Source organism: Leptospira yanagawae serovar Saopaulo str. Sao Paulo = ATCC 700523 (assembly GCF_000332475.2).
Lineage (GTDB): Bacteria > Spirochaetota > Leptospiria > Leptospirales > Leptospiraceae > Leptospira_A > Leptospira_A yanagawae.
In genome coordinates this window covers 41,604-55,083 of sequence record NZ_AOGX02000044.1, presented here as the reverse complement: position 1 = coordinate 55,083, position 13,480 = coordinate 41,604, and the positions used below count along the sequence as shown (strand labels likewise).

General features: G+C 35.1%; 8 protein-coding genes. 7 read left to right on the top strand and 1 reads right to left on the bottom strand.

Going from position 1 to position 13,480, the window contains the following annotated elements:
* Positions 1 to 44: 44 nt before the first annotated feature.
* From LEP1GSC202_RS17720 to LEP1GSC202_RS17705, 4 genes are read left to right on the top strand one after another with little or no spacing between them, the layout of a single operon-like run.
* A complete protein-coding gene (locus tag LEP1GSC202_RS17720) occupies positions 45 to 1,931 on the top strand; it encodes a PP2C family protein-serine/threonine phosphatase (RefSeq protein WP_039929450.1) in 1,887 nt (628 codons plus the stop codon).
* The gene (locus tag LEP1GSC202_RS17715) at positions 1,928 to 3,232 is read left to right on the top strand and encodes a sensor histidine kinase (protein WP_015679174.1); all 1,305 of its coding nucleotides are present in this window, start codon (positions 1,928 to 1,930) and stop codon (positions 3,230 to 3,232) included. Before LEP1GSC202_RS17720 ends, LEP1GSC202_RS17715 begins: the two co-directional genes overlap by 4 nt.
* Before the next feature lie 41 nt (positions 3,233 to 3,273).
* The gene (locus LEP1GSC202_RS17710) at positions 3,274 to 5,538 is read left to right on the top strand and encodes an NAD(P)-binding domain-containing protein (RefSeq protein ID WP_015679100.1); all 2,265 of its coding nucleotides are present in this window, start codon (positions 3,274 to 3,276) and stop codon (positions 5,536 to 5,538) included.
* A gap of 2 nt (positions 5,539 to 5,540) precedes the next feature.
* Positions 5,541 to 6,728, top strand: a complete 1,188-nt coding sequence (locus LEP1GSC202_RS17705; protein ID WP_015679129.1) for a glycerate kinase type-2 family protein — start codon at positions 5,541 to 5,543, stop codon at positions 6,726 to 6,728.
* Here the strand turns inward: LEP1GSC202_RS17705 and LEP1GSC202_RS17700 are convergent.
* Positions 6,705 to 8,048, bottom strand: coding sequence for a carcinine hydrolase/isopenicillin-N N-acyltransferase family protein (locus LEP1GSC202_RS17700; protein WP_015679098.1), 1,344 nt, complete (start codon positions 8,046 to 8,048; stop codon positions 6,705 to 6,707). The genes LEP1GSC202_RS17705 and LEP1GSC202_RS17700 overlap by 24 nt on opposite strands.
* A 52-nt stretch (positions 8,049 to 8,100) precedes the next feature.
* Here LEP1GSC202_RS17700 and LEP1GSC202_RS17695 point away from each other — a divergent pair, with 52 nt between their 5' ends.
* From LEP1GSC202_RS17695 to LEP1GSC202_RS17685, 3 genes are read left to right on the top strand one after another with little or no spacing between them, the layout of a single operon-like run.
* Positions 8,101 to 10,614, top strand: a complete 2,514-nt coding sequence (locus tag LEP1GSC202_RS17695; RefSeq protein ID WP_015679140.1) for a cation-translocating P-type ATPase — start codon at positions 8,101 to 8,103, stop codon at positions 10,612 to 10,614.
* Between the two features lie 24 nt (positions 10,615 to 10,638).
* The gene (locus LEP1GSC202_RS17690) at positions 10,639 to 11,502 is read left to right on the top strand and encodes a patatin-like phospholipase family protein (protein ID WP_015679115.1); all 864 of its coding nucleotides are present in this window, start codon (positions 10,639 to 10,641) and stop codon (positions 11,500 to 11,502) included.
* 10 nt (positions 11,503 to 11,512) lie between these two features.
* Complete coding sequence (locus tag LEP1GSC202_RS17685; RefSeq protein ID WP_015679131.1) at positions 11,513 to 13,438, top strand: hybrid sensor histidine kinase/response regulator; 1,926 nt, start codon at positions 11,513 to 11,515, stop codon at positions 13,436 to 13,438.
* Positions 13,439 to 13,480 lie beyond the last annotated feature (42 nt).

Sequence of the window (13,480 nt, the reverse complement as noted above, 5' to 3'; positions counted from 1 at the left end):
GGTCTGTTCCGAATTGGCCGATAGGACAGAACCATGCAGGTCATTTGCTTATATTTTTGGTGAGCTTTTGCTTTTCTTTTACCTCCGTTTTAGCTGAGGTAAATTCACTGGAGGAAGGTTGGACATTCCAATTGGAAGGGGAACTGACACCAAAAAAAGTCCAAGTAGGTGTCCCTCTTGTGAACCAAGGATATCAAATACCCCTTCGTGGAAAATACCACCTAACAATACCAATCTCAAAGTATCCAGATTCATCGTTATCAGTTTATTTAGACCGAATTCATTCAGCAGACCAAACCTTTTGGAATGGAATCAAAATTGGTGAAACGGGAGGATTATCACCAAATTATTATGCATATTGGCATAAGGTTCGATACTATGAAATCCCAAATTCTCTGATTGGAGTAGGGGAAAATCATTTAGAAGTTTTCATTGAATGCCGTGAATCTGAATTTCGGTGTGGGATGTTCCGCTCCATACCATTATTTGGTACACAAAATGAAATCAAAGACAAGATGATTTATGAAGATGTAAATCAGATCGTTATGGCAGCTTTATTTTTTGGAATTTTTTTACAACAAGCGATCGGTTATGCTCTCAATCGTTCATCCAAGTCAGGATTGTATCTCGCTGGAACAGCCATATTCTTTGTTTGTTGGCGTTTGCCTGTTCTGAATAAAATTCACTTTCTAGGAATCCACCCTGAAATCCTGGTTCGGCTTTTGTTTTTTTGCCAATTTATATTTCCCGTCTTTATCATGTTATTCGTTCATACTCTTTTTGATCGTAAGATTACAAAGATAGCATTTTTAACTTTTTTCTTCGATACCGTTCTGGCTTTGATCCAACTCTTTGAGATGAATCCCGACCAAAGATTTTATTTTGTTTATATTTGGTATGTATTACTTGGAATCAAAGTTCCCATTTTAATTCAACTATTGGCAAAAAATTATAAAAAATCGACTGAAGCGATTGTGGTTTCGTTAGGTGCTCTGGTTGCAACCTTTTTTGGAATCGCAGATGTTTTAACAGACGTAATCACAGGAAAAAATGCATACCTGACACAGTATGGGATATTAACTTTTTTGTTTTCTGGTGTTCTTGCTATTGCCATCCAGAGTTCGCGTACAAAAAGAGAGTTAAGGAATCTAAACGAGTCTTTGGAGATGATAGTCACTCTTCGTACCCAAGAACTTCAAAAACAATACAAAATACTTCATGATGATTTATTGATGGCAGCAAGTTTGCAATCAAAACTAATTCCACCGATGGAATTCCAACATTTAAATTTGAGTGTTACTTCTGTTTTTATGCCAATGGAAAAAATTAGAGGAGATTACTTCGATTTTTTTATTCATGAAGATGGAAGTATAACATTCATTCTCTGTGATGTTTTGGGGCACGGGATTGCTGCTGCTCTCATTGCAAGTATGTTGAAGGTAAATTTTTTAGAAATTGCTCCAAAATTGAAAGATCCTTCTTCTTTTTTACATGAGTTAAATGCAAAAATGTTACCTGTAGTGGAAAAGAATTATATCACTGCTGTTGCGAGTCATTTTGACTTAAAAAAACAGGTGTTATCCTATTCTGTGATGGGCCATCCTAGTCCCTTCCTTATCAATCGGAAAAACGGCAACTTAAATCCGTTAACTGGTAGAGGTCCCATTATGGGCTGGAAAAAGGATGTTCAGTTAGAAAGTTTTTCACATCCATTAAAATCAGGAGACCGTTTTTTCTTTTACACTGATGGGATTACGGAGAGTCACAACAGAGAGAAAGAAATGTTCGGAGAAGTCCGATTAAAAGAAACACTTTTGGAAGGAATCTCACTTTCACCGAAGGATTTAAACGAAAAAATCAAAAACCAAATTAAAAATTTTACTTTTAGATTGTCAGATGATGTAACATACTTTACGATCGATTTCTTATGAAAATTGGATTGGAACAGCTGCGATTGCGAACCGTTTTAAACTTAGGTGTTCGTAGGCAAATGGATTTGCAAACATCTGTTCGAGTCCAACTTGTTAACTTAATCGCGGTACTTGGAATCGTTTCCAATCTTCAATACTCAGTTTTATTTACAGTTGTCAGTGCACCTAACTTTTGGATTATGAACGGCATTCATTTTGCCGTTATCATTACCTTCGTTTATATCCTCTATCTTAACTATATTGAAAAATATTCTTCAGCACGCATACTGACAGTCGTTACAATTACAATTCCTGTTTTTTTTGCTTCAATGATTAGTTTTGGTAATTCGTGCGGATTTTATTATTATTTTTTGGTATTTGCCCTTTCACCTTTTGTCATTTTTTCGTATGATGAAAAGTTTTGGATCTTATTTGTATTTTTATATAATAATTTGTTGTATGTATGGTTTGAGTTTTTTGGATCTCCAGGAACGTTTGAGGAAGGGACGTTGATCCACCAGGAGTCAATACAAGAACTTTTTCGTGTGAACTCGGTTGTTTCATGTTTGTTTTTTGTAGCACTCATCATGTTTTATTTTTTAAGAAATATAAACCGAATCCAAAAAGAGATGATTCGAACAAATGCTCATAAGGATCGAATATTTTCTATTTTAGCTCATGATTTAAAGGGCCCCATTGGAACTATGAATTCATTTTTGGGTTTTCTAATGGAAACAACACCCGATAGGGATGAGCTAATCATTGCTTTAAAAGAACTAAAGAAAAGTACGAACCAATCTTACTTAGTATTGGAAAATTTATTGGATTGGGTGAAAAGTGAATCAAAAAAGATTCCCATCAACCTAGATACCGTAAACCTTTCAAAAATGGTTCACAATGCAAAAGATATATTGAATTTGCAAGCGAGTGATAAAGGCATACAATGGGAACTTCAAGTGCCTTCAAATGTATTTGTTCGCTGTGATGAACGAATGATTAGCACTGTGATTCGAAATCTTTTTTCAAATGCCATCAAGTTTTCATTTCCCAATACCAAAATTAATGTAGAGGTGGTCCAAGATCCCAGTTTTGTCGAACTCATCATATCGGATTCTGGGATTGGAATGTCAGTTGAACAAATCCAACAGATCTATGAAGGAAAACCCTTTCCTACAACCTTCGGTACCCAAGGTGAAAAGGGTACGGGCCTTGGGTTACTCGTTTGTTCTGAAATGTTAAAAAATCAAGGTTGCATTATGGCTTTGACAAGTTCTCCAAATATTGGTACAAAAATCAGAATTCAAATTCCTGCTTCCTTGTAATTTCGTTTCTTTTTTTAAAAGATAGAGTCCAATCTTTGAATATGTGGCCTAAGTTTTATTTTGATTGGTTGAGAAAATCGGCACCAACAGGTTCTGTTGAAGTTTATCCTGAGATTTCGGAAACTTTCGAAACTAATTTACCTAATGTTTTTGTAATCGGTGATTTAACGGGTGTTCCGCTTTTAAAATTGGCATGTGAAAGTGGTGTCAATGTTTGGAATTCGATCCCTAGTCGCAATAATGAACGATTTGATGTCGTGATTATTGGTGGAGGCCCGGCCGGTATTTCATGTGCTTTGGAAGGAAAACGTTTAGGTAAAAAATATCTTGTTTTAGAATCCAATGTACCGTTTCAAACCATTCAAAGTTACCCGAATGGAAAACCAATTTTTGCAGAACCAAAATTTTATCCCACCAAATCAAAATTAACCATACAAGATACAACGAAAGAGTTGTTGTTAGAAGATTTAAATGAATATCTGAAAGAGAATCCAATCAATATAAAAACCAACAAACGTGTAATCCAGATTATAAGGGATTCCATTGGTTATCTTTTGGAAACAGAGTCTGGAGAAAAATTTGAGACCAATTCGATTGTCATTGCTATTGGAAAGTCGGGAGATCCTAAAAAACTAGGAATCCCCGGGGAAAGTAGTTCTCATGTTTTTTACCGTTTGATTGATCCAAAAGACACTCTTGGACAATCGGTTGTCATAGTCGGTGGTGGGGATACTGCACTGGAAGCTGCCATTCAATGTTCTGATTATGCCAAAGAGATCACATTGGTCCATAGGGGAACAGATTTTCAACGAGCAAAAATCGAAAACGTTAATCAAATCAAACGTTTGGAAAGAGATACGAAAATCAAAATACTGTATAAGTCACAAGTAACAGAAATAGTTCCTTCTGCGGTATTTATCAAATCAAACGAAAAAGCTGTGAAGTCAAAAGCAGAAATGGTATATGTTCTCATCGGAACTTTGCCTCCTGTCGGCTTTTTGGAACGAGTAGGTATCAAATTACAGAACCAAAAGAAATTCATTGATTGGCTAGGATTTGGTGCTTTATTTTCTTTTGCCACAACAGCTTATTTTGGTAAGTCGGCCATGTATGGACCTGGTTGGTTTTCGTCTCTAGCAACATTTGCATCTGCAGTATCGGCGATTTGTTTGATTGCATATGGAGTCCTCTATTGGAAAGCAGGAAGAATCAAATGGAGTTTCTGGAAAATAGTTAAAAGTTTTTATTTTATATTCGTACTGAGTTACTTTTTGTTTGTTTATTTATCATCAACCTATTTTCAATTTCAATTTTTGGGTAAAACCCCTGCTTTTCATTATACATTTCTGTATTCAACCACCATTCTGATATTTGGAATCAGAAGGATTTTGGTTCGCAAAACAGAATATATTTTATACCAAACGTTAACTCTAATTGGAATTCAAGTATTCTTCTTATTTTTACTTCCTGAAATCATTTTGCCCAAGTTAGGTGAGTTTGGTTTATTGGGATCAGAGGATAGTTATATCAGAAGAGAGATCTTTCCAGGTGATGCATATTGGAAAGCCTATGGTTTGATTTTGGCTTGGCCATTGAATATGGGTGTTCTGTATGATGGAGGGATCACAACATTTTGGTTAGGTTATGGTTTGCTTTTTAGTTTTGGATTGATTCCCTTTTTGGTATATCGATATGGAAAAGGGGCATATTGTGGTTGGATTTGTTCTTGTGGAGGTCTTGCAGAAACATTGGGAGACGAATACCGACAGAAAATGCCTCATAGTCAAACGGCTTACCGCATAGAACATTTTGGTCAATACATTCTATTTTTTGCTTTTATTTTGACATTATTGAAGTTAGTTGGGGTTTTTGGTAAATCAATCATTCCTATTTTGTCTTTAGGAGAAATATTCGCAGATTCGACAAAGTGGATATATGATTTAGTTGTTGATATTGGATTGGCAGGTGTTATCGGTGTTGGTTTTTATTTTTTATATTCAGGAAGAATTTGGTGTAGGATGTTTTGTCCTCTAGCCTCGCTGATGCATATTTATGCAAGATTTAGCTCATTTCGAATTTTTTCAGACAAAAAAAAATGTATTTCATGTAATATTTGTACTAAAAACTGCCACCAAGGTATTGATGTTATGGGTTATGCGAGTCGAGGAATTCCAATGGATAGCGTACAATGTGTACGTTGTTCCGCTTGCGTTTCACTTTGTCCTACAGACGTATTACGTTTTGGCACTGAAAGGAAAGGACGAATTTCCTATGATCATTTAGAAGCGATAAAAAAGGAATCATAGAATTGAGTTCGCTGAGGTCTGAGATCCAAAACTTATTCCAACTAGGGATCAGTGCAGCAAACCCATTTCACTTTTTCCCTGAATTTTGGAATAAAAATCCTGAGCTCTTACAGAAGTTAAAGGATCCAAACAAAAATCTTTACGTGTTTGCATTAGGCAAAGCTGCGTATTCGATGGCAATGGCTTTTCATTCTGATATAAAAGTCAAGGAAGGTTGGATCCTAACAAAATATGGCCATATACCAGAAAAGGAAAAAGCAAAGGAATCAAGTACCATTTGGCATTTTAGAGAGTCAGCACATCCGGTTCCTGATGCAAACTCCATCCAACATGCAATCGAAATTGTAAAAGAGTTAAAAACATTAGGTGAATCTGATCGATTGGTTGTTTTGTTATCGGGTGGTGGTTCCAGTTTATTTGAAATTCCAATGGACGGTGTCACACTTCAAGAATTAAGGGAAATCCAGTTTTCCTTATTAAAAAAAGGAATTTCCATCCAAGAACTCAATTCGGAACGAAAGAAGTATTCTCAAGTCAAAGCAGGAAAACTCTTAAATCTCTTAAATGAAAATTTGGAAGTTTTTACGTTTGCCATCTCAGATGTATTAGGTGATGATCCCAATTTGATTGCTTCTGGTCCAACCTATCCTAGTCCTAATTATTTCCTTTTAGGGAATTTGACCAATTCCATTGAAAAAATTTTGTATGAAGCAAAATCAAACGGTTATTCGACAAAATGTCTTTCATTCACTTGGGCGGAATCAAGTGAAAATACCTCAGTTTTAATCGAAAAAGAATTTTTAAACGCTATCGAATATCCAGGAAAACAAATGATATTGTTAGGTGGAGAATTGGTCTGCCCTGTTAATGGAAATGGGAAAGGTGGCCGTAATATGGAAACTGCTCTTCGAGTTTCCATATTATTAGAAAAATACAAAACAAATCGTTGTTGGGTATTTTTATCGGGAGGAACTGACGGAACTGATGGGCCAACTGATTCTGCAGGTGGGGTAGTGGATCAGGATTCGTATTTTATGATGATACAAAAAGGATGGGACCCATTAAAAGAACTATCCAACTCAAATTCCTATCCAATTTTAAAAGATATTGGTTCCACATTGGATACAGGTCCAACGGGAACGAATGTGAATGATATTTTGATTTTATTAATTGGAGAAACGGAAACCTAAGTTTTTATTTTGTCCATTCCAATACAATTGAAATATAGGGTTTTGCCAACGACTTTTACCAATATTGGAATGTAACAATTCATCATCGATTTTTTTAAGAACATTGACATGGTCTTTTAAAAACCTCCACTGAATTTCTTCTTTTTTAGCTGATGGAATTGATTCTTTGGTGATATTCATGATGGAATCTTGTAATCCAATCAAACTAGGAACCAATAACGATCTTACACCTTGATAATCAAAATTACTTTTCCTTGCAACTGATTCATGTAACCACCATAAGGTGTCTGCATACGTTCCACTTGAATCTAAACTTGATGCACTTATAAAGTTTTTTGTCCCAAAAAAGAAAGGTTTGAATAAACTAAGACAGGGTGTGGACGTTCCTGTATAATAAACTCGTAAAGGATCCTGGTTTGTTTCTGAAGTATCCCACTCGACTATCAAACTACCGTTGGTTTGATTTGGTGTTGTTGGGCCTGTTGCATGCAAACAAAGAGATTTCATCGAACCATTGCAAGGTTCGAAATCATCAATTTGGATTTCATGAGTTTTTAAGGTTTCCATCGCTAGTTTTGTATGATATTCAGAATGAATATTCTGTAAAGATTCTGCTGTTTTCTTATGCAGTGACCTTCTGTCTGAACAATGGCTCATGTAAGTGTAAAATGAATCGCTAAATTGTTTTTTAAATGAAAAATGATTCATTGATTTTATTTTTTCTGATAATGCGGATGAGATACCATCAAAATCGGATTCAATTGTTAATCCATTGGAGATGGCATAGAATGTATCGATTTTTTTAGAAACCCAATATTTGTCTGCTGTTTCTAAAACATAACCATCTGTCCGATCAGCTATGATAAAACTATTATGGTAGTAAAAGGATTGGTTTTTGTATCCACCACAGGCGTCCTGCCCGTATTGTTCCAGAAGTTCGGTTATTAATGATAAGGCATCTTTTGCAGTTTTACATCGTTCTAAGGCCAACCGCAATAAATCCATTCCAGTTAAACCATCATTCTTTTTTTTGATATTTAGATTTGTAAATACAGCCTCGTTTCCTATACAAACTCCAAATTCATTCACCCCCATTTCGGCTCCCCACATATGGAATGGTTTTGATAAAAAAACTTCAAATGTAACGGAAGTTTGTGGGATTTCTATAAAAGTAGTTTTAAGTTTTGTATTTGGTGGGTATTCCTTACGTGGGAGGTGAAGGATCGATTGGGCTTCATTGGGTTCCCGATCAGAATTTTTTGCAAAAATTCTTTTTTGCGTTTTTGTGAATTTTTCAGTGGCAAGGGATGTGTCGCACATTCTAGAATGTTAATCTAGAAACAAAATTTTTCAATTCGAAAATCCAATAAATATGCAAGCAATTCCAAAACAAATTTCTGAATACATCTCTATGGGTTTAACCCAAGAAACAGTAAAAAAGAACCGTTCAGTCTACGGATCAAACGAAATCAATACAAACAAAAAAAACGGATTTTTTAGAATGTTATTGGGAGTCGTGATGGAACCAATGATTTTGCTTCTCATTTCCATTAGTATTGTCTACTTACTTTTAGGTGATCGAAATGAAGCCTTGTTGTTGTTAGGCTCTGTGATTGGAATTATTTGTATTACATTTTACCAAGAGAAGAAAACTGAAACTGCAATTTCTGCTCTAAGGTCTTTGGCGAGTCCAAGGACAAACGTCATTCGGGATGGCCAAATCATTCGAATTGAAGGAAAAGATGTTGTTTACGGAGATTTATTGATTTTAAACGAAGGGGATAGGATTCCTGCAGATGCGGAATTGCTTTCGGATCGTTTGTTTACTTGCGACGAGTCATTGTTAACTGGTGAATCGATACCGGTGAATAAAACTTCAGGTCAGTTTGTATATTGTGGAGCTTTGGTAGTTGGAGGTGAAGGAGTTTGTCGTGTTACTTCCGTAGGAAATCATACTGAAATTGGTAAAATTGGTCTTAAAATTGCAGATGAATCGGTTGGTAAAACTTTATTGGAGATTGAAGTAACACGGTTGGTTCGTAATCTATTTTTAGTTGCTACTAGCCTTTGTATACTACTTGCTCTTTATTTTGGTTTTATCAAATCAGAATGGTTACAAGGATTGTTGTCTGGTTTGACATTGGCAATCGGACTAATGCCAGAAGAATTACCATTGGTGATGACAATTTTTTTTGCGTTAGGCGCTTATCGTTTGAGTACGAAAAATGTATTGGTGAGACGTTCCTCAATCATTGAAACTCTTGGTGCGGCAACTGTTTTATGTTCGGACAAAACTGGAACAATCACACAAAACAAAATGAAACTTGGGAAAATTACAACAGCTGATAAAGTTGAAAATTTGGATGGCCTAAAGGAAGTTTCTATTGAGTCTAAACATATTTTACAAATTGCATTCTTTGCTTCAAAACATCCAAGTTTTGATCCTATGGACAGTGCAATTTCTTATACTATGGAATCATTTCACCAATCGGGAGATTTTTCTCTCCTTTCAACTAAAGAATTTCCATTAACACCAAATGAACTGACCATGGTACGTGTATTAGAAGAGATTAATGGTTTTGTTTGTTATGCAAAAGGTTCTCCTGAAGCTATTTTTAAATTATGTAACTTGAATGAATCTGAAATAGAACTTTGGACTAATAAAACAAATGAACTTGCAATGGAAGGTTATCGAGTTTTAGCAGTTGCGAAATCTGAGGTTCCCTCAAAAGAAATTCCTGAGAATCGAAATTCTGTAAGGTACAAGTTGTATGGCCTACTTTCCTTTTTAGATCCAATCCGAGAGATTGTACCAGAAGCTGTAAAAACAGCATACCATTCAGGTATCCGTGTGATCATGATTACGGGTGATTATCCTGAGACAGCGAAAAACATTGCAAAACAAATTGGATTAGAGAATGCGGATACAGTTTTGACAGGGAAAGAATTGGCAAATTTACCTGAAGAAAATTTGCGTTCTGTTGTAAAAACCTGTAATGTTTTTTCAAGGGTCAGTCCTGATGACAAATGGAAATTGGTACGAATTTTAAAATCTGAAGGGGAAATCGTTGCCATGACTGGTGATGGGGTCAATGATGCACCTGCTCTTAGAACTGCCAACATCGGAGTTGCTATGGGAGAAAGGGGAACTGATGTAGCAAGAGAGGCTGCCGACATAGTATTGTTAGATGATTCTTTTTCTTCAATTTTAGATTCAGTTAGAATTGGTAGACAAATTTTTGACAATCTAAAAAAAGCTCTTGGATATTTAATTGGAGTCCATATTCCAATTGTAGGTATTACTTTTTTACCAATATTATTTGGCTGGCCAATTGTTGTTCTTTCTGCAATCCATATTGTTTTTATGGAAATGGTCATTGATCCCACTTGTACGATTGTGTTTGAAAAGGAAGCAGCCGAATTTGATTTGATGAATCGAAAACCAAGGCCGTCAGAAGAGCCCTTGTTAGATAAAGAATTGTTTATCAATTCTTTGATTCAGGGATTTTATTCTTTGTTTTCCGTCGTGGCAACCTATTGGATCACACAATTTTATTTGAATGAAGAAGGAATCGGCCAAGTTGTGAGTACCGCAACGTTTGTATCATTGGTTTTCTCAAATTTATTTTTAATTTTGGCGAATCGTTCGTTACATGAATCCATGTGGAGTCGCATGCGAATCAAAAACTCGATGATTTATATTGTATTTTTTTTCACCGTTGGTGTATTGCTTGCGTCAATTTATCTACCGGGTATGAATGCGTTATTTAGGTTTGTCCCTCTTAATTTTCTACAATTTTCAGTAGCGATACTTGTTGCTTTTATAGGAGTATTGTTCTACGATATGACAAAAGTTACCATTGCCAAATTGATACGAAATACATAAAAAGGTTAAAACTAATTCATCTTTATGATTGAACTTATCTTTCCGAAAAAATACTCCGCGTTATGTTTAAAATCTGCCTTTTTTGGATTTTTTGCTCACACAGGTTTTGTGAGAGGATTACAAGAAATTGGATTCAAACCTGCAATCGTAACTGGTTCAAGTTCGGGGGCGATGATAGGCGCTCTGTATGCCACAGGAAAGGAAATGTTGGAATTTGAGTCGGTTGTTTTAAGGCTTAAAAAAAAGGATTTTTGGGAAGGTAATTCCTTAACATTACTTGGTCGGTTCTTAAAAAAAGGATGGAATCGTTCAAGTGGTGTTCTCACTGGTCAAGCGACTCGTAAAATTTTATATCCCTACTTAGGAAACAAAAAATTTTCAGAATTACCAATCAAACTGGGAATTGCCGTTTCAAATTTATCAAAGAATAAACGCGAATTGATAACAGAAGGTAATGTGTTGGATGCCGTTATGGCTTCGATTGCATTTCCTTTTTTGTATGAAGTGCAAGAGTTTCAAGGCCAGGAATTTTTGGATGGTGGTATCGGAGATGGGGAACCGATCAAAGAACTCATTTTGGATCCTAGTATTGATCGCATCGTCATTCATCAAATCAATAACAATCGGCCTGTTAGTAAAAACATTTTAAAACGAGCGTTAGATGCCTCGGTTCAGATCATTGAATCGGAAACTGAAGATTTAAAAACTCTTTTAGCTAAAGAGAAAGGTAAAAAATTAATTCGTCTTGAAACCAATACACCATATCTATCACCAAATGATTTTTCCAATGGGAAATTTGCTTTGGCTGAAGGGAGAGGGACTGCTTACAAAAACAAAGCAGAAATTTTAGGTGAGATGGAGTTACCTATTTTTGGTATGTTTAATTAATTACTGAATTATGGATTCACAAAAAAAATTAAATATTCTTGTCGTAGAGGATTCAGTTGCTTCTTATAAAGCAATTGTTTCCGTATTGCAGAATTTTGGTTTTGTAATTAATTCTGAACGAGTTGAATGGAAAGCGGAATTTGATAAAAAAATTTCAGAAAACAATTGGGATATCATTATCTCAGACTTCTATTTACCTGATTTTGATGGTAAGTATGTCATCGGTAGAGTAAAAGAATACTTTCCCGATTTACCTGTCATTCTTATTACAGAATTTATACCTGAAGAGTCAGCCTCTGAATACTTAAATTTAGGTGCTTCCGAGTTTTTGCCTAAATCATCAATCATTAAACTACCGTTTGTTGTGAATCGTGAATTGGAAGCAGCTAGACTCAAACAATCCCAAAAAAAAGCCTGGGAGATGTTGGTTCATGGTGAAGAGATTTTAACTCGCTCTCAGAAGATTTCTCATTTAGGTCATTTTGAAGTGATATTCCCTGAGAATAATACTCTATGGTCTTTAGAATTGTATCGAATTTTGGGATATGAGTTTAGTGAAGTACCCTTAATGGATAAGGTATGGTTACTACTTGATGATGATGAAAAATCTATAATCCAATCCATTTGGAAACAGGTAATGAATGAAAACATATCCAAAGAATTGGTTTTACATTTAAATACAAAGTTTGGTCGAAAAAAAGTAAATTTATGGTTAGAGGCCGAGCGATTTGAAGAAAATCGTTTTCGTATCTTTGGTACCATCCATGATATCACGGACCTTTCGAGTTTAGAAAATTCAATCCAATTGAATGAGCAGTTATTTAAAGGGATTTTTAACAATTCATCCCAAGCAATTTTTTTATTGGATTTGCAAGGTCATATCATTCGGATGAATCGGAATGCAATCTTATCATTCGAAAGGAATGAAGCGGATGTGCAAGGATTGGAATTGATTAGTTCTATTTTTTCCGATTCTAATGAAGATTCGATTAAAAAATTAACGTATGGAATGAAGTTGGCTTTAAAAAACCAAACCTTCGAAGTTCTTGTATCCTATAAACTCAACGATGGAAGAGAAAAATACTTTGATTGTGATTTTTATTCTCTGAATGATCCAAATGGTAAAATTTTATATATTGTTTTAGAAGCAAAAGACATAACAGAAAAAATTGTTTTAGAAAGAGCCTATGCTCAAGCTCAGAAATTGGAGGCACTCGGAACTTTTGCTGGTGGAATTGCACATGATTTTAATAATCTATTAACACCAATGATGGCATACATCTCATTTCTCAATCAAGAATGGTCAAAAAATGAATCGAATGACATCATTCAGAAATCGATGCCAGCAATCGAAGGGATATCTAAATCTTTGGAACGTGCAAAAAATTTGATCCAACAAATTTTAACTTATTCGAAAATTGATCATTCGACATCGAATCAATTAGATCTGAAAGAACAGTTATTGCAAGTAATGAATGAATTCAGATTTGCTTCTAAAAATCAAATTTCGTTATTCACAGATTTAGGGGAAGAACCTGCCTATATTGAAGCAGACCCAATTCAGATATTTCAAATCCTCTCTAATCTATATGAAAATTCTATTTTCGCTCTCCAAGAAGTTACAAACCCAAAAATCACGATCCGATTGGAAAGGATTTCTTACGAGAAATCTGATTTGTTTCAGATAGGGTTTATGAAAAATACTGAATATTGGAAATTGAGTTTTGAAGATAATGGAAGTGGTATACCAAAAGATATTTTGGATAAAATATTTGATCCTTTTTTTACAACCAAGGGTGGGAAAGGAACAGGTCTTGGTCTTTCAATCATCTATGGTATCATTGTAAAAATGGGAGGAACTATACTTGCGGAATCAAGTCCAGGAAAAGGCACAAAGTTTGATTTGTATTTTCCCGCATGGAAGGCTATGCTTTAAACAATTGACAAGTTCTTTACATTGGAATATGACAATAAGTTC